Origin of the sequence: Sphaerisporangium siamense, assembly GCF_014205275.1 — a bacterium.
Classification (GTDB): Bacteria; Actinomycetota; Actinomycetes; order Streptosporangiales; family Streptosporangiaceae; genus Sphaerisporangium; species Sphaerisporangium siamense.
On the sequence record NZ_JACHND010000001.1, the window covers coordinates 1,867,454 to 1,883,464 of the forward strand.

The window sequence follows — 16,011 nt, forward strand, 5'->3', positions numbered from 1 at the left end:
ACGCGCCCAGTTTAGCGGCGGCGCGTGGACACCGGCCCGGGCCGCGCGCCGTACGGCTCACGTGACGTGCGTCAGCGCGTCCCAGACGTTCTCTGCCTCTGTGACGTCGAAACCGTGCGCGAAGTTCGTCGTGCGCAGGGGAGACCTGGCCACGGGGACGGGTTTGCGGCCCTCGCGGCCCTCGGGAGAGGCGAGCGCGGTGTCCTGTTCGAGGGAGCCGGTGGGGACCAGGGCGTGCGAGAAGCCCAGCCGCGCGGCCTCGGCCACCCGGCGCCGGACGTCGCGCACCGGGCGCAGCTCGCCCGCCAGGCCGACCTCGCCGAGAACGATCAGGCCCGGTGGGAGGGGACGGTCGCCCGCGGCGCTCGCGACCGCGAGCATCACCGCCAGGTCGACCGCGGGGTCGTTGAGGCGGATGCCGCCCACGGTCGCGGTGAAGACGTCGCAGCCGCTCAGGCGGGCGTTCAGCCGGCGCTCCAGCACGGCGAGGATCATGGTCACGCGGAAGGGGTCGAGGCCGGAGGTGGAGCGGCGGACCTGCTGGGCCTCGGTGGGGCCGACCAGCGCCTGCACCTCGGCCGGCAGGGGACGCGTGCCCTCGACGGTGACGGTGACGCAGGTGCCGGGCACGGGCTCGGCGCGGCGCGAGACGAACAGGCCGCTCGGGTCGGGCAGGCCCTGGATGCCCCGCTCGTTGAGGTCGAAGCAGCCGACCTCGTCGGTGGGCCCGAACCGGTTCTTGATGCACCGCACCATGCGCAGCCGGGAGTGGCGGTCGCCCTCGAAGTGGAGCACGACGTCGACCAGATGCTCCAGCACGCGGGGACCGGCGATCGAGCCGTCCTTCGTGACGTGGCCGACCAGGACGGTGGACAGGCCGCGCTCCTTGGCCAGGCGGACCAGGTTGCCCGTCACCTCGCGGACCTGGGTGACCCCGCCCGGCACCCCGGTGGCCTGGGTGGAGCCGATGGTCTGCACGGAGTCGACGATCAGAAGGCGCGGCTGGACCCGCTCGACATGGCTGATCAGCGCGCCGAGGTCGGTCTCCGCGGCGAGGTAGAGACGGTCCTGGATGGCGTTGATGCGGTCGGCGCGCATGCGGACCTGGGCGGCGGACTCCTCACCGGTGACGTACAGGACGGTCTCGTGGCGGGCCATGCTCGCCGCGGCCTCCAGCAGCAGGGTGGACTTGCCGATGCCCGGCTCGCCGGCGAGGAGCACGACCGCGCCGGGCACCAGGCCGCCGCCGAGCACCCGGTCGAGCTCGCCGACCCCGGTGGTGCGCGCGCGGGCGAACTCGGCCTTGACCTCGCCGATCGGGAGCGCGGGGGCGGTCACCGCGCCGCCCTGGACGACGTGGACGCCGGCCCGGCCGCCCTCTTCGTCGACCGTGCCCCACGCCTGGCACTCGCCGCAGCGGCCGACCCACTTGGGGGTGCGCCAGCCGCACTCCGCGCAGCGGTACCCGGCCTTCTGCGTCTTGGTCATGGGGGGCACGTTAGCGGCCCGCACCGACATTTCCCATCGGCGCGGGCCGCGTCAGGCCGTCAGAACTCGCCGTCCAGCTCCGCCAGCAGCAGGCGCTTGGGCTTGGCGCCGACCACCCGGCGCACCACCTCGCCGTTCCGGTAGAGGTTCATGGTGGGGAAGCCCATGACCCCGTAGCGGGAGGCGATCTCGGGGTGGTCGTCGGCGTTCAGCTTGGCCACGGTCAGGCGGCCCTCGTACTCCTTGGCGATCTCTTCGAGGATCGGGGCGACCATGCGGCACGGCGGGCACCACTCGGTCCAGAAGTCCACGAGGACGGGCTTGTCGCTCTCCAGGACCTGCTCGGCGAAGTTGTCCGCGGTCAGCGTGATCATCTTGTTCCTCCGGTTCTCAGCGCGCATCCCGGGCACGCCGCGGCGAGTTGGGCCGCCACCTCGGCGCGGCGGCCGAACAGGGTGCGGATCTGCTCGTCGATCTCGGCGAGCTTGCGCCGGTAGACCTCCACGGACTCCGGGCAGGCGTTCCCCGACTCGTTGCCCGCGCGCAGGCAGTTCACGAACGGCCGCGCGTCGTCCAGCGTGAAGCCCACCGTGAGCAGCGAGCGGATCTCGGCCACGAGCTTCAGGTCGTCCTCGTCGTACTCCCGGTAGCCGTTGGACGAGCGGCGGGCGGTCAGCAGTCCCTGCTGCTCGTAGTAGCGCAGCGCCCGCGTGCTCACCCCCGCGCGCCTCGCCAGCTCCCCGATGCGCATAGGCCCTCCCTGATCCGCGCTCACGCTAACCCTTGACGTCAACGTCAAGGTCAAGCCGGAACGTCCCGCCGACGGGAAGGACAGGAGGGCGAAGGGTCAGTAGAGGCGCCAGCGCAGGACGTTGGGGTAGGCGATCTCCAGCCCTTCCGTGCGCGCGATGGCCTCCTCGGCGACGGCGGGGGCGAACTCGATGCGCAGGACCGCCTCCAGGTCGGCGCGGGAGGAGAACACCATGCGCAGGTCCAGCTCCTTCCGCTCCCACCCCTGCCGCGCCCAGAACGCCTCCACGGCCGGCGCGGAGTAGCTCGGCACCGTACGGCTGAACCAGGCCCCGAAGTCGCCGCGGCCCGCGTCCAGGTCGATGACGAACGCGGCGCCGCCCCGCCGGATCACCCGCGACAGCTCGCGCAGCCCGGGCTCACAGCCGGGCCCGAAGAAGTACGCCCACCGGGCGAAGGCGACGTCGATCGACGCGTCGGGGACGGGCAGGGCCTGGGCGGCAGCGGTGCGGACCGTCACGTGGGGCAGGGCCCGGCAGCGGTCGGCGGCGAGGGCCGCGAGCCCGGCGTGCGGTTCGACGCCGACGACCTTGGCGGCGGTCGCGGCGAGGCCGGGCAGGTGGAAGCCGGTGCCGCAGCCGATGTCGAGGACGGCGCCGCCCGCCCACGGCCGGATCGCCGCCATCGCGGCCTCGGCCGCGCCGTCGGGGTCGACGGCGCGGTTCTCCAGTTCGTAGGTGCGGGGGGAGTTCCAGATGTTCGGGCTGGGAATGGCCCCGTCGACGATCCTCGCCATGGGACATACGCTAGACCAGGCATAACGCCGGGCACGCGAGTGTGATCTCCGTTGCATCCGGGTTGCGCAACGCGACCTGGGCGCGACCCGGCTTAGGCTGGCAGATGTGACCGACGTCATCCGTGTCCCCAACGCCAAGATCGCACTGTCCACCGCGTCGGTGTATCCCGAGCGCACTCCTGACGCTTTCGAACTGGCCGCGCGCCTCGGTTACGACGGTGTCGAGGTCATGGTCGGCGCCGACCCGGTCAGCCAGGACATCGACGTGCTCGAACGCCTCTCGGACCACTACGGCGTGCCGGTGCTGGCCGTCCACGCCCCCTGTCTTCTCGTCACCCAGCGGGTGTGGGGCCGCGACCCGTGGGCCAAGCTCGTCCGGGCGCGCAAGGCCGCCGAGCGGCTCGGCGCCCGCACGGTCGTGGTGCACCCGCCGTTCCGCTGGCAGCGCGAGTACGCCCGCGACTTCGAGACCGGCCTCGCCCGCATGCGCGACGAGACCGACGTGATCTTCGCGGTCGAGAACATGTTCCCCCTGCGCGCCCGCGGCGCCGAGGTCGTCCCCTACTCCCCGGGGTGGGACGTCGTCGACTACGACTTCCCGCAGGTCACGCTGGACCTGTCCCACACCGCCGTGTCCGGGTCCGACGCCCTGCAGATGGCGGAGAAGCTCGGCGACCGTCTCGCCCACCTCCACCTCGCCGACGGGGTGGGCACCACCAACAAGGACGAGCACCTGGTGCCGGGGCGGGGGAGCCAGCCGTGCGCGCGGGTGCTGGAGCGCCTGGCCACCGCCGGGTACGGCGGCCTCATCGTGCTGGAGATCAACACCCGCAAGGCCACCGGGCGCACCGAGCGCATCGACGACCTCGCCGAGGGTCTCGCCTTCGCCCGCCTCCACTTCGCCGCCTCGTCCTCGACATGATCGGATCTTCCCGGCATGATCCGATCCACGATCGGCGATGACGGCGCGGAAGGCGGAGGGGTGACGGGGGAACGGCGGCGTCCGGGGCGGCGCCCCGGCTCGGCGGACACCCGCGGCGACATCGTGGCCGCGGCCCGCAAGATCTTCGCGGAGAAGGGGTTCGACAAGGCGACGATCCGGGGGATCGCCCGCGAGGCCGGCGTGGACCCCGCCCTGGTGCACCACTACTTCGACACCAAGGAGGGCATCTTCGTCGCCGCCCTCCAGCTTCCCGTCGACCCGTCCAAGGTGCTCCCCCTGGTCATAGAGGGTCCCCGTGAGCAGATCGGCGAACGGGTCGTCCGGTTCGTCCTCACGCTGACCGCGGACGCCCAGGCGCGCGAGCCGATCCTGGCGCTGATGCGCAGCGCGATGACCAACGACAAGGTCGTCGCGATGATCCGCGAGTTCATGACGCACGCGGTGATCGGGCGGGTCGCCACGGGGCTCGGCGTTCCGCTGATCCGCATGGAGGCGGCGTTCGCGCAGATGTTTGGCGTGATCCTGATGCGGTACGTCCTCCGGGTGGAGCCGGTGGCGTCCGTCGACGCCGAGGAACTGGTCGCCCTGCTGGCGCCGACGATCCAGCGCTACCTCGGCGAGGCTTGATCGACCCCGCCGCCCGGCCTTCGTAGAGCATTGTTCTAATATCGAACCGTCCGGCGGGACGACGCCCTGGTCAACCCACAAATCACCTGTGGGTACCATTCGCAGTGGTTCCACCGTCACGCTGGATGACCGGCATGTCTACGCTGGGCAGCCAACGCACAGTTTGGAGGACCCGTGCTCCTGGTAGCGATCATAGGGCTCGTGATGACGGCGGTGGCCGTCACCCTCGCCGGTCGCCGCGCGCACTGGCTCTACAGTCTCGCGACGAGCGGCCAGCCGGCCCCCGAACGCGTGCGTTACGCCAAGGACAACGCCGGCGCGGAGCTCAGGGCCCAGGTCGTCGAGGTGTTCGCGCAGAAGAAGCTGCTGAAGTGGACGCCGTCGGGCGTGGCGCACTTCGTGGTGTTCTGGGCGTTCGTCATCCTGATCACCGTCTACGTCGAGGCGTACGGCGCGCTGATCCAGGGGGCGATCACCGGGGAGCCCGACTTCCACATCCCGCTCATCGGCACCTGGCCGGTGCTCGGGTTCCTCCAGGACCTCATCGCCGTCGCCTGCGTCCTCGGCCTGGCGTCCTTCGCGGTCATCCGCCTGAAGAACTCGCCCAAGAAGCTCGGCCGCGAGTCCCGGTTCTCCGGCTCGCACCTGGGTGGCGCCTGGCTGATCCTTTTCATGATCTTCAACGTGATCTGGACGCTGTTCCTGTTCCGCGGCGCGTCGATCAACACGGGCAACTTCCCCTACGACTCCGGGGCGTTCGCCTCCGAGGCCGTCGCCGCGGCGCTCCGCCCGCTCGGCACGGGCGTCAACGAGGCGCTGGAGCCGGTGGGGCTGCTGCTGCATATCGGCGTGATGCTGGTGTTCCTGGTCATCGTGGTGAACTCCAAGCACCTGCACATCTTCACCGCGCCGCTGAACGTGCTGTTCTCGCGCCGTCCCGACGGTCTGGGCGCGGTGCCCGAGATGCGCAGCAACGGCAAGGTGCTCGACTTCGAGGAAGCCGACCCCGACACCGACGTCTTCGGCCGCGGCAAGCTTGAGGACACCACGTGGAAGGGCTTCCTCGACTTCTACACCTGCACCGAGTGCGGGCGGTGCCAGTCGCAGTGCCCCGCCTGGAACACCGGCAAGCCGCTGTCGCCCAAAATGCTCATCCTCGACCAGCGCGACCACGCCTTCGCCATCGCCCCGTACCTGCTGGCCGGCGAGGAGGAGCGCGCCAAGCTTCCCGAGGACGTCCTCGCCCTGGCGGGCAAGCCCTTGGTCGGTGAAGAGGGTGTGATCCACCCGGATGTGTTGTGGTCGTGTACCAACTGTGGCGCGTGTGTGGAGCAGTGCCCGGTGGACATCGAGCACATCGATCACATCCTCGACATGCGGCGTTACCAGGTGATGATCGAGTCCAGCTTCCCCTCCGAGGCGGGGGTGATGTTGAAGAACCTGGAGAACAAGGGCAATCCGTGGGGTCTGCCGGAGGGTAAGCGCGCCGAGTGGATCGAGGAGCTGGCCTCTCGTGAGGTGGACCCGATCGAGGTCCAGATGGTCGACGAGAAGATGCCCGGCGATGTGGAGTACCTGTTCTGGGTGGGGTGCGCCGGTGCGCTGGAGGACCGGGCCCGCAAGACCACCAAGGCGGTGGCCGAGTTGCTGCATATCGCCGGGGTGAGGTTCGCGGTGCTGGGGCCGATGGAGGCGTGCACGGGGGATCCGGCTCGTCGTCTTGGCATGGAGTTCGTGTTCGACATGCTGGCCCGGCAGAACATCGAGACGTTGAACGAGGCCGGGGTGAAGAAGATCGTGGCGACGTGCCCGCACTGCTTCAACACTCTGGCCAACGAGTACCCGCAGCTCGGCGGCCACTTCGAGGTGGTGCATCACACGCAGTTGCTGGCGCATCTGGTGGAGCAGGGCAGGCTGACGCCGGTGACGCCGATCGAGGAGAAGATCACTTATCACGATCCGTGTTTCCTGGGGCGGCACAACAAGGTGTACGCGCAGCCGCGCGACATCATGGCCACGGTGCCGGGGGTGCGCACGCAGGAGATGCACCGGTGCAAGGAGCGGGGGTTCTGTTGTGGTGCGGGTGGGGCGCGGATGTGGATGGAGGAGCGGATCGGCAAGCGGATCAACACCGAGCGGGTGGACGAGGCGCTGACCACCGATCCCGACACCGTGTCCACCGCATGCCCGTTCTGCCTGGTGATGCTCGGGGACGCGATCAACGAGAAGAAGAACACCGGCCAGGCCAAGGAGACCCTGGAAGTCGTCGACGTCGCCCAGCTCCTGATCACCTCGGTGAAGGGACAGAAGGACCAGAAGGGACAGCAGGGCGAGCCGGTCGGAGCCTGACCGAACCGCCGAGGCGGGGCGGCGCCTGCGACCAATGTGGCCAGATTGAAATAGCCTGGAAATCCTTTCTCCTCATAACGGACGGATTACGGTAACCTCAACGTCGCGCGGCTCAATCAACGGGGAGGGGGCCCGGTGCGCGTTGTCGTAACCGACGCCGAGGTCACGATGGCGGATGTCCTCTCGCTCAGGCTTGCCATCAGCGATCCTCTGGCCGAGGGCACCCGGCTCGTCCTGCGGCAGCGCGGCGGCGGCGCCGAGGTCGCCGTGGCGCTCGGCGCCCCGGGCGCCGAGGTGCGTGAGGCTTCCGTCGCGGTGTCGCTCGCGCCGCTCGCCCTGACCGCCGGCCGCTGGGACGCCTATCTCGAACATGAGGACCCGCCCAGCGGCCCCGAGGGGGTCGCGCGTCCTCCCTCGTGGGAACGGTCCCCGGATCGCACGCCCAGGCGCACGCGGGTGCAGTGCGTGGACCCGGGCTTCTCGCTGGACCGCCTGGACGCCTACGCCCTCAGCCGGCGCACCCTGGCCTACCGCGCCTACCGGACGCGCAACGGCTACCTCGCGGTCAAGGTCGCGCACGTCGAGCCGGGCGCCGACGTCCGGGCGGTGTGGTTCCGCGAGGGCCGCTTCGAGGTCACCGGCCTGCTCGCCTACACCGGCTTCGTGGACGACGACTCCCACCACACCGCGCGCCTGGCCCTGCGCCGCGCGGAAGGCCCGGAGACGGCCGTGACGGCCACCGCGACCGTGAAGGGCGTCCGCTTCCACGCCGCCCTGTCGTTGTGCGACGTGCTCGCCGCGACGCCCGAGTACGAGGGGGTGTGGGAACCCTCGCTGGAGGTCGACGGCCTGGAGGCCCCGCTGCCGCTCGGGGCGCGCATCGACGACGTCGACGGCAAGGGGCGCAGGGTCCAGTACCCCGACACCCGCGTGGACGGGGTGCCCGTCCGCCCGTGCTACACCTCCGACGACGAGCTGCGTCTTGAGGTGGGGGGATGAAGATCTCCTTCCTCGTGCCCTCGGCGTACGGCATGCGGGGCGACACCCGGGCGGTGCTCAACCTCGCCGCGGGGCTGGCGTCCCGGCACGAGGTCGAGATCATCAGCGTCAGACGGGTCCGCGAGACCCCCTTCTTCCCGGTGGACCGGCGCCTGTCCATGCGCTGGCTGATCGACGCGCGCCCCGGCGTCCGGCACATCCTGCCCGGCGGCCAGATGCGCACCGAGATGGCCCTGTGGCGGGCCCTGCGCGGGCTGCGCGCGGACGTCCTGGTCACCACCCGGGCGGCGCTGAGCGTGCAGGCGGCGCGGCACGTTCCCCGTGAGACCCTGCGGCTGGCCAGGGAGTGGACGCGCCCGGCCGTCCCCGCGCCCGTCCGCCGCTTCTATCCCAAGCTGGACGCCGTGGTGACCTCGACGGAGACGGCCAGGGACGACTTCGCCCGCGTCTTCGACGGCGCCGCCCGCCCCCGCCTCGAAGTCGTGCCCGACGCGCTGCCCCAGGGCCCGTGGCCGCGCTCGCGCATGGACAACCGCATCGTCTCCGCCGGCGGCCGGTGGCTGCCGGGCAAGGCGTTCGACCAGCTCATCAACGCCTTCGCGATCGTCGCGGACAAGCGTCCCGACTGGCGGCTGCGGCTGTACGGCGGCGGGCCGGAGGAGAAGCGGCTGCGCGCGCTGGTCGGCCGGCTGAACCTGCACAACAACGTGTACTTCATGGGCACGACGCCCGATCTGCAAGGTGAGTTCGCCAAGGCGTCGCTGGTGGCGGTGACCTCGCTGGCCGAGAGCCCGGGCATGACGGTGATCGAGGCGCTGGGCTGCGGCGTTCCCGTGGTGGGCTTCGCGGGGGCGCGCGGCGCGGGGGAGTTCGTCACCCCCGGCCGCGACAGCGTGCTCGTGCCGCGGGGCGAGGACGAGGTGGAGGCGTTCGCGTCCGCGATGCTGACGCTGATCGACGACGAGCGGCGCCGCATGGTGCTCGCGGCGGGGGCCCTGGAGTCGGCGGCGGCCAGGCACGCCGGGTCGGTGATCGCCGCACAGTGGGAGTATCTCGCCGACGACCTGCGGGGACGCGGGGCCAAGGTGGCGTCGGGACGGTGAGGGCACCCCGGCCGTCCGGCGCGCGCACCGCTGTGGTATACCCCGAACCGGTATGGTAGATGCCATGCACGGGTACAGCGGAGACAAGCAGGCGTATCTGACCAGACTTCGGCGGATCGAGGGACAGATCCGCGGCCTGCAGCGCATGGTCGAGGAAGACTCTTACTGCATCGACGTCCTCACCCAGGTGTCGGCGGCGACACGCGCCCTGCAGGCGGTGGCCCTGGGCCTCCTGGAGGACCACATCGGCCACTGCGTCACGGACGCCATCGCCAACGGCGGTCCTGAGGCGGAGGCGAAGGTCAAGGAGGCGTCGGCGGCCATCGCGAGGCTAGTGCGCTCGTAGGGCGGTACGACCGTCCGGCGGTCCGGCCGGACTAGTCCCGTCGGGTGGTAAGGGTGGGGTGGTAAGGGACCTTTTCACAAAACCGTCCCGAACCCCCGAGGAGTCCGGGACCAGTTCTGTGAGCTTCTTCAGCGACTTACCGAAGTACGCAATCCGAGCGCGTTGTCGAGCTCATCCAAGGTCAGCTGTCGCTCGCTGACGGCGACGGCGCTGAGCACCTCCGCGTAGAGCGCGATCTCGTCCAACGCGACACGGTCATGGACCCGTGAGTCCAGGTTGTCGTGCCCCACCGCGTCGTCCTTCCTTCCGCAGCCCACACCCACTTCGAGGTTACGACCGGGCGGCTTTCGACGACATGGCCCATCGGGACCATTCGCCGGGGCCGCCCGTGTACTGGGGGAACCATTTCCAGGATCGTAGATCACAATTCGGTCAAAGCCGCTGATAGGGGGATGGGGAATGATATACGAGAGGTAAGTATGAAATAGCCGGATTTAACGTTTAGATCACGACGCCCCGGTCACGTGTGGTGAATCCATTCGCCTGAGGTCTCCGTGGCTTCGGACGACGGGCCCGTCTCCTCAGGGAGCGCCGCGGGCAGAGGGTCGTCCCGCTGGCCGATCAGGCAGCTCACCGTCGCCGCCGACGCCGGGAACCCGCGGGCGGGAGGCTCGGTTCCCGTCAGCCCGCACCACGCCAGCCCCGTCGCGTACCCCGCCCCCAGCAGCGCCGCCGCCGACGCGCGGTCGGGCGGGCGCAGGCCGTCGGCGGGCGCGCCGTCCTCGGGCCAGCAGCCACGCAGCGGGTGGCCCGGCTCGGCGAGCGCCAGGTAGTACGTCCGCCGCAGCTCGGGGTCCAGGTAGGGGTACAGCCGGGCCGCCGCCTCTGGCGCCACCTCGTGGACGTCGGCGGCCAGCAGCGACGCCGCCACCACGCGCGGATCGGCGCCGTCGCCCGCGGCGAACGCCAGCGCCTCCACCAGGTCGTACAGGGTGTGCCGGAAGTGGTCCTCCGGAGAGGTCTCCGCCAGCACGGCCGCCGCCCGGCCGCGCGGGCAGCGGGCGAGCCAGGCGTCCCTCAGCGCCGCCGCGTCCCGGGCCGCGTGGTCCAGCCACGGCCGGGCCAGCAGCGGCTCCAGCATCGCGATCAGGGCGTGCGCGCGCGGGGTGAACCGGCCGTCCGGGAGCAGCACGCGGGCGGTGTCGGCCATCACGGCGACCAGCCGCAGCGCCGCCCCCTGGGCGCCGTGCCCGAGCGGCTCGCAGTAGAGGGCGGCCAGCGCCTCCAGCGGCATGGGCGGCAGCCACCGCACCCAGTCGTCCCCGGGCAGCGGCCGCCTCAGGAACTCGCCGAACATCGACAGCAGGACCTCGTTGCCGTCGAACGCCGGGGCGTAGGCGCACCACATGATCGTGCCCCAGACCGCCGCGACCCCCGCCGTGACGTCCCCGTAGAAGAGGTCGCGCAGCGGCCCCGACACCAGGGGCGCGTCCTCCCGCGGCCGGCAGGCCTCGGTCAGCAGCCCGCGCACCCGCTCGGTGACCTCGCGGGAGACGTCCGGCCCCACGAACGCCTGGGTGGAGCCGCGGCCGGCGGTCACGTCCGCGGGGCCGGGCAGCAACCCCTCGGGGATCGGGACGCCCGGCTGCGGCGGCCGCGCGGCGGCACGGATGGCGGGCGCGGCCGGAGGGGCCGACAGGTGCCAGGCGGCCTCCGAGCCGTCGGTGCGGTACCAGCGGGCGTGGGCGCCGAACATCCAGCAGGCGCCGTCCTCGGTGCGCAGCAGACGCGCCGCCATCGCCTGGAGCTGGGTGGCAGGAGGGACGTCGGCCCACCGCGGGTCCGCGACCATGGCGCGGACATCCCGCTCGATCGCCGCGAAGGGGTCCCACTGCACGGCGGCCATGCTACTGGTGACCTGGAAACGGATCCCGGACGGCGGACGCGCCCGGCCTCACGCCCCTCGCAGCGGGGAGGCGGCGCGGTGGCGGGCGGCCTTCGCCATGTAATTGTCCGGCGTGCGTGCGAACGTGGACCGGTCGGCGTCCGTCAGCTCCCGCACGACGCTCCCCGGCACCCCGGCGAACAGCACCCCCGCGGGGACGTGCCGGCCCGGCGGCACCACGCACCCGGCCGCGATCAGCGACCCCGCGCCCACCCTCGCGCCGTTCAGCACGACCGCGCCGATGCCGACCAGCGCCCCGGTCCCGACGTGCGCCCCGTGCACCACCGCCCGGTGCCCCAGGCTGACCCGGTCTTCCAGCACGGCCGGCAGCCCCGGGTCGGCGTGCAGGCAGCACAGGTCCTGGACGTTGCACTCCTCGCCGACCTCGATCGCCTCGTCGTCGCCGCGCAGCACGGCGCCGTACCAGACGCTCGCGGCGCGCCCCAGCCGCACCCGGCCGACCACGACGGCGGTCGGCGCGACGTACGCCTCGGGGTGGATGGACGGCGTGTCGGCGTCCAGCGACGCGATGTACGGCGGGAATGGGGGCTCGTTCATGCCTTCGAGGATCTCATGCGGGCATCCGCCGGTTTCGGGACCCTTGCTGCTGGTAGGCGGTCATTAGACCGCATGAGGCCATGCGTTCGGGTTGCGGACTTGGGCGGATGGCAGGAAAGTCGTGTCCTGACGTGTCGTATGCACGACCCCCACTCGAATCCAGACCCCCAGGGCTCAGCCATGACGAACCAGCACGACAGCTTCCCCGACATGATGCACGAGGACCTCGGCTTTGAGGTCGTGATGCGTGGATACAGCCGCAGGCAGGTCCACGATCACATGGTCCGAACGCGCAACCAGATCCGTGATCTTGAGGAACGTCTGGCGAGGGCCATCGATCAGGCCGAGCAGGGCCGCATCGAGCTCGCGGAGGCCCGGCGCCGCCTGGCCGAGGCCCCCCAGGACTATGACGAGCTGGGCCAGCGGTTGAGCGCGATACTGAAGCTCGCGGAGGAGGAGGCCAAGTCCAAGCGCGAGTCCGCCGACGCCGACGCGACCAAGACCCGTGAGGAGGCCACCGCCGAGGCCGAGCGCATGCTGACGGCCGCGCAGGCCGAGGCCGAGCGCCGCGTCCACGAGGCCACCGAGTCCGCCGAGCGGCTGCTCGCCCAGGCCGGGTCGGACGCCGAGGAGACGCTGGGCACCGCGCGCGCCGAGGCGGAGGAGACGCTGCGCAGCGCGCGCGCCGAGTCCGACCGCACGCTGACGGCCGCGCAGCACGAGGCCGAGCGCCTGGTGAACGAGGCCGACGCCCAGGCCGAGGCGACCCGCGAGTCCGCCTCCGCCGAGGCAGAGGCGACGCTCAAGTCCGCGCGGGACGAGGCCGCCGAGACGCTGTCCTCGGCGCAGCGGCGCGCCACCTCGCTGGACGACCACACCGGGCGCCGGGTCACCTTCCTCACCGACACCCACAGCGAGGTCATGCGCCGCCTCAACGAGATGGGGTCCGTGCTCACCGACCTGCTGCAGCGCGAGAACTCGGCGGGCCCGCTGATCGACGAGGCCGCCGTCCTGCCGCCGCGCCCGGTGCTCGTGGACGAGCCCGCCGGCACGGCGGAGGAGCGCGAGGCCGTCCGGGTGGTCCTCGACGACGCCGACGAGACGGCCGGCCAGGACGACCGGGACGACCGGGACGCGGCGGAGAAGGCCGCGGGCGGGAACGGCGACCAGGACTTCGCGGACCCGCGGGCCGGCGCGCGTACGGGCGAGGACGCGCGCCGCGAGGACGACTCCGTGGCGGTCTCCGACGCCAAGGCCGGGGACGGTCAGGACCACGACGAAGAGGAGTACGTGGAGTTCCGGCGGCACGACGCGGCCGGCCCGGAGGACACGGACGGGGCCAGCGGCGTGGTCCGGGGGCGCGGGGCGAACGACGTCCACCAGGCCAACGACCACGAGGGCCCGTCGCAGGGTCGCGTCCGCGGGTTCTTCGACACCGGCGACGTCCACGTCGCGGCGGCGGGTAACCGCGCCGGTGAGGACGGCCTGACCGCGCACCGGCCATAGGGCCGGGCGGAGCGGGGCCCGGGGTGCCGAACCGAGCGGGAGAGCCCGGGCTCCGCGTCATGAGGCGACGGCCGGCTCTCCGGCCGGCACGGAAACCTCCGCCCCCGATCGGGTCGGAGGTTTCCGTGCGTCCTGTCGGCCGGCGTCGCGGGCGATCAGGTCTCGTTGTCGTCCGGCGCGCCGCGCTCCTGCTGTTCGAGCAGCCGTTCGCGCAGGCCCTCGGCGTCGTCGGCGTCGATCGTCATGGCGCAGCCCGCGTCGCGTTCCTCTTCGGTGAGCAGGCGGTGCCGGGTGGCCCACCATCGCCCGGCGTCGCTCCGCCAGATGGTCCAGTCGGGGAATTCCCGGGCGATTTCGGCGAGGTGCCGATCGAACGACATCCCGTCCACCCTTCGCAGCGCCAGGTTTGTACCTTTCACCCTCACGTTGAGGGACATCTCTAGAGAAATCAATGTTCGGTGGGGACAGGTCAACCTAACGCTTGTCGTGACGCCTTGACTCACGCGTCGAAGTCGTACTGAAGTACATACGAGGCGGCGTCCATGATCATCTTATTGAGCTCGACCGCCACGCCGCCGGCCGCGAACGCCGTACGGCACACCTCGATCACCGGCGTCCCCGCGGGCAGGCGCAGCCGCGCCGCCTCCTCGGGTGCGGGCATGCGGGCGCGCACCTCCTCGGTGAAGTGCACGGGCGCGCGGCCGAGGTCGCGCAGCCGGGCGTAGACGCCGCCCGCGCCGGTGTCGGGCGTGGTCACCGGCGTGCCCTCCACCAGCTCGGCGGGGAAGTGCGAGGCCGCGAGCTGCACCGGCCTGCCGTCCACCGCGTAGCGCCGCCGCCGCACCCACACCTCGTCGCACTCCAGCACCCGCCCGACGTCCTCGGCCGCCGGCTCGCGCGCGATGACCAGCTCGTCCACGGTGTACGGCCGGCCGCTGACGTCGGAGTCCCAGATCGCCTTGCCCGTGCCCCACTGCTCCCGCGCCAGGCGGCGCGACCCGTGCCGCCGGATCGGCCGGAACTGGCGTACGTAGACCCCCGACCCGCGCTTGGGCACGGCCACCCCTTCGTTGATGAGGACGGCCAGCGCCTGCCTGGCTGTGGCTCTGGCGATGCCGTACTCGGACATGAGGGCGTTCTCGCCCGGCAGCCGGTCCCCGTCCCGCAACTCGCCGGACAGGATCGCCTGGCGTAGACGGTCGGCGATGCGGCGATAGATCGGGGGTTCATGTGGTACCGGGGATCCTTCAATCACGCTCTACCACCCTCAGTCACCAAAGCGGCCCGCGTCTCCAGAGAACTTGCCCCGCCTTGTCCACGATCGCACAGATACGGAGGTTGGTCCCGTGCTTCTTTTGCGCGGATCGTGCCTGTGTGGTGATCTGCGGGGCGTTCTGGGGTTGTTACCGTGGAGCGCTTCCGGCAACCGTGGGGCGCGCATGCCATCGCAGAGTGGCCAGACTCGCCAGCGCGGCCCCCGCGGAATTGAGCAGGACGTCGTCCACCGAGGAGATCCGGCCGAGGTCGAGAACGTACTGCGCGGCCTCCACGGTCACCGAGAGAGCCGCCGCGAGCAGGGTCACCCGCCACACCCCGGCGAAGCGGGGCGAGCGCACGGGCAGCAGTGCGCCAAGGGACGCGAATACCAGAAGGTTGCCTCCGACCTGCGCCAACACCGTTCCGGGCGGCGCCGTCGCGAGTTCGGCCAGATCGCTGAACGGCAGCAGCGTCACGCCGGAGGCGCCGCCGGGCGTCAGGATCATCCACAGCCACGGGATCGTCCCCGCGACGGCGAACACCTCCGCGTACGCCGTACGGTACGGATGCGGGTCGCCGCGCCGCGCCCGCCGGACGGCCACGCCGTACGCGACGAGCGCCACCACCGGGAGGGACAGAAATGTAGCTAGAACGACATATCCCCAGATCTGCAATTCAAGCCGCACACCCCCATCATTCCTAACGTTCACACCCGCACGAGCAGGCTCGGGAGCAACACGAAGTAGCCCACCTCCCTGTGACCGGAGGTGTCAGGGAGCCGGGAGGGTCGTCCACAGGCCGAGGATCTCGCGGGCCACCTCGTCCACAGGGCGGGCGTCGTTGTGGACGACCGCGTGTTCCAGGTCCGCGTGCTCGACCGCGTGCTGGAACGCCTCCAGCTCGGCCAGGTGCCCGTCGAGGGTCGCGCCCCGGTCGCGGGCCCGCAGGCGCTCGCGCGCGGTGTCCGGCGAGACGGCCAGGCGTACCACGGTGATCGCCGCGCCCGGCAGCGCCCGGCGTACCGCGTCGAGGTGGGACGGCTCCAGCAGGGCCCGCGCCAGCACCAGCCGCCTGATCCCCGCGGCGGCGTAGGCCGAGGCCACCGCGCGGAGGTTCGCCGTGAGCATCTCGCGCACGTCCGCGCCCGCGCACCAGCAGAGCCAGTCGAGGTCGATGACGGCGTGCGGCACGTCCCCGAGCGACTCGCCGACCGCGATCGCCAGCGTCGTCTTGCCCGACCCGAGCCCCCCGGTCAGCACCAGCGCCTCGGCCGCGCCCTCATCACCGGCGTCCGGCGCTGCCCCGGGGACGTGGTCGTTCCTCACGGCGCCGGACCTTCCCGCG

18 protein-coding genes are annotated in these 16,011 nt (G+C 71.6%); 7 read left to right on the forward strand and 11 right to left on the reverse strand.

What is annotated here, in order from left to right; all coding sequences use genetic code 11:
• Window positions 1–57 precede the first annotated feature (57 nt).
• The 4 genes from radA to BJ982_RS08890 all read right to left on the reverse strand — a co-directional run bounded on the left by radA (window position 58) and on the right by BJ982_RS08890 (window position 3,034).
• Window positions 58–1,488, reverse strand: a complete 1,431-nt coding sequence (gene radA / locus BJ982_RS08875) for a DNA repair protein RadA (protein WP_184878254.1) — start codon at window positions 1,486–1,488, stop codon at window positions 58–60.
• Between the two features lie 59 nt (window positions 1,489–1,547).
• Window positions 1,548–1,862, reverse strand: coding sequence for a thioredoxin (gene trxA / locus BJ982_RS08880; RefSeq protein ID WP_184878256.1), 315 nt, complete (start codon window positions 1,860–1,862; stop codon window positions 1,548–1,550).
• On the reverse strand, window positions 1,859–2,239 hold the full coding sequence (locus tag BJ982_RS08885) for a MerR family transcriptional regulator (protein ID WP_184878260.1): 381 nt from the start codon (window positions 2,237–2,239) through the stop codon (window positions 1,859–1,861). The genes trxA and BJ982_RS08885 overlap by 4 nt, the downstream gene beginning before the upstream one ends.
• 96 nt (window positions 2,240–2,335) lie before the next feature.
• On the reverse strand, window positions 2,336–3,034 hold the full coding sequence (locus BJ982_RS08890; RefSeq protein WP_184878262.1) for a class I SAM-dependent methyltransferase: 699 nt from the start codon (window positions 3,032–3,034) through the stop codon (window positions 2,336–2,338).
• Between the two features lie 106 nt (window positions 3,035–3,140).
• On the opposite strand from BJ982_RS08890, the gene BJ982_RS08895 reads away from it, so the two are divergent.
• The 6 genes from BJ982_RS08895 to BJ982_RS08920 all read left to right on the forward strand — a co-directional run bounded on the left by BJ982_RS08895 (window position 3,141) and on the right by BJ982_RS08920 (window position 9,401).
• Entirely contained in the window at window positions 3,141–3,956 is an 816-nt protein-coding gene (locus BJ982_RS08895) for a sugar phosphate isomerase/epimerase family protein (RefSeq protein WP_184878264.1), read from the forward strand.
• Between the two features lie 15 nt (window positions 3,957–3,971).
• Window positions 3,972–4,604: a TetR/AcrR family transcriptional regulator gene (locus tag BJ982_RS08900; protein WP_184878266.1), complete on the forward strand. Its 633-nt coding sequence runs from the start codon at window positions 3,972–3,974 to the stop codon at window positions 4,602–4,604.
• Between the two features lie 204 nt (window positions 4,605–4,808).
• On the forward strand, window positions 4,809–6,953 hold the full coding sequence (locus BJ982_RS08905; RefSeq protein ID WP_221482610.1) for a (Fe-S)-binding protein: 2,145 nt from the start codon (window positions 4,809–4,811) through the stop codon (window positions 6,951–6,953).
• Between the two features lie 135 nt (window positions 6,954–7,088).
• Window positions 7,089–7,952, forward strand: a complete 864-nt coding sequence (locus BJ982_RS08910) for a hypothetical protein (RefSeq protein ID WP_184878270.1) — start codon at window positions 7,089–7,091, stop codon at window positions 7,950–7,952.
• Entirely contained in the window at window positions 7,949–9,055 is a 1,107-nt protein-coding gene (locus tag BJ982_RS08915; protein ID WP_184878272.1) for a glycosyltransferase, read from the forward strand. Before BJ982_RS08910 ends, BJ982_RS08915 begins: the two co-directional genes overlap by 4 nt.
• Before the next feature lie 64 nt (window positions 9,056–9,119).
• Entirely contained in the window at window positions 9,120–9,401 is a 282-nt protein-coding gene (locus BJ982_RS08920) for a metal-sensitive transcriptional regulator (protein ID WP_184878275.1), read from the forward strand.
• A gap of 128 nt (window positions 9,402–9,529) precedes the next feature.
• On the opposite strand, the gene BJ982_RS08925 is transcribed toward BJ982_RS08920, so the two are convergent.
• The 3 genes from BJ982_RS08925 to BJ982_RS08935 all read right to left on the reverse strand — a co-directional run bounded on the left by BJ982_RS08925 (window position 9,530) and on the right by BJ982_RS08935 (window position 11,904).
• The gene (locus BJ982_RS08925) at window positions 9,530–9,691 is read right to left on the reverse strand and encodes a hypothetical protein (RefSeq protein ID WP_184610987.1); all 162 of its coding nucleotides are present in this window, start codon (window positions 9,689–9,691) and stop codon (window positions 9,530–9,532) included.
• Window positions 9,692–9,921: 230 nt separating this feature from the next.
• A complete protein-coding gene (locus BJ982_RS08930) occupies window positions 9,922–11,307 on the reverse strand; it encodes a hypothetical protein (protein WP_239123412.1) in 1,386 nt (461 codons plus the stop codon).
• 48 nt (window positions 11,308–11,355) lie between these two features.
• Window positions 11,356–11,904: a gamma carbonic anhydrase family protein gene (locus BJ982_RS08935; protein ID WP_184878279.1), complete on the reverse strand. Its 549-nt coding sequence runs from the start codon at window positions 11,902–11,904 to the stop codon at window positions 11,356–11,358.
• 180 nt (window positions 11,905–12,084) lie between these two features.
• Between BJ982_RS08935 and BJ982_RS08940 the strand changes: the two genes are divergently transcribed.
• A complete protein-coding gene (locus BJ982_RS08940; protein ID WP_184878282.1) occupies window positions 12,085–13,410 on the forward strand; it encodes a coiled-coil domain-containing protein in 1,326 nt (441 codons plus the stop codon).
• 155 nt (window positions 13,411–13,565) lie between these two features.
• On the opposite strand, the gene BJ982_RS08945 is transcribed toward BJ982_RS08940, so the two are convergent.
• From BJ982_RS08945 to BJ982_RS08960, 4 genes are all read right to left on the reverse strand, one after another.
• A complete protein-coding gene (locus tag BJ982_RS08945) occupies window positions 13,566–13,790 on the reverse strand; it encodes a hypothetical protein (protein WP_184878284.1) in 225 nt (74 codons plus the stop codon).
• A 119-nt stretch (window positions 13,791–13,909) separates the two neighbouring features.
• Window positions 13,910–14,662, reverse strand: coding sequence for a GntR family transcriptional regulator (locus BJ982_RS08950; RefSeq protein ID WP_184888579.1), 753 nt, complete (start codon window positions 14,660–14,662; stop codon window positions 13,910–13,912).
• Between the two features lie 151 nt (window positions 14,663–14,813).
• Entirely contained in the window at window positions 14,814–15,353 is a 540-nt protein-coding gene (locus BJ982_RS08955) for a VanZ family protein (protein WP_184878285.1), read from the reverse strand.
• Window positions 15,354–15,437: 84 nt separating this feature from the next.
• Window positions 15,438–15,992, reverse strand: a complete 555-nt coding sequence (locus BJ982_RS08960; protein WP_184878287.1) for a phosphotransferase-like protein — start codon at window positions 15,990–15,992, stop codon at window positions 15,438–15,440.
• Window positions 15,993–16,011 lie beyond the last annotated feature (19 nt).

Excerpts from the sequence above, each read along its gene's own strand:
- trxA (WP_184878256.1), bottom strand. The coding sequence starts at position 1,862 with ATGATCACGCTGACCGCGGACAACTTCGCCGAGCAGGTCCTGGAGAGC.
- BJ982_RS08915 (WP_184878272.1), top strand. The coding sequence starts at position 7,949 with ATGAAGATCTCCTTCCTCGTGCCCTCGGCGTACGGCATGCGGGGCGAC.
- BJ982_RS08905 (WP_221482610.1), top strand. The coding sequence starts at position 4,809 with ATGACGGCGGTGGCCGTCACCCTCGCCGGTCGCCGCGCGCACTGGCTC.
- radA (WP_184878254.1), bottom strand. The coding sequence starts at position 1,488 with ATGACCAAGACGCAGAAGGCCGGGTACCGCTGCGCGGAGTGCGGCTGG.
- BJ982_RS08940 (WP_184878282.1), top strand. The coding sequence starts at position 12,085 with ATGACGAACCAGCACGACAGCTTCCCCGACATGATGCACGAGGACCTC.
- BJ982_RS08930 (WP_239123412.1), bottom strand. The coding sequence starts at position 11,307 with ATGGCCGCCGTGCAGTGGGACCCCTTCGCGGCGATCGAGCGGGATGTC.
- BJ982_RS08945 (WP_184878284.1), bottom strand. The coding sequence starts at position 13,790 with ATGTCGTTCGATCGGCACCTCGCCGAAATCGCCCGGGAATTCCCCGAC.
- BJ982_RS08890 (WP_184878262.1), bottom strand. The coding sequence starts at position 3,034 with ATGGCGAGGATCGTCGACGGGGCCATTCCCAGCCCGAACATCTGGAAC.
- BJ982_RS08900 (WP_184878266.1), top strand. The coding sequence starts at position 3,972 with ATGATCCGATCCACGATCGGCGATGACGGCGCGGAAGGCGGAGGGGTG.
- BJ982_RS08935 (WP_184878279.1), bottom strand. The coding sequence starts at position 11,904 with ATGAACGAGCCCCCATTCCCGCCGTACATCGCGTCGCTGGACGCCGAC.
- BJ982_RS08920 (WP_184878275.1), top strand. The coding sequence starts at position 9,120 with ATGCACGGGTACAGCGGAGACAAGCAGGCGTATCTGACCAGACTTCGG.
- BJ982_RS08885 (WP_184878260.1), bottom strand. The coding sequence starts at position 2,239 with ATGCGCATCGGGGAGCTGGCGAGGCGCGCGGGGGTGAGCACGCGGGCG.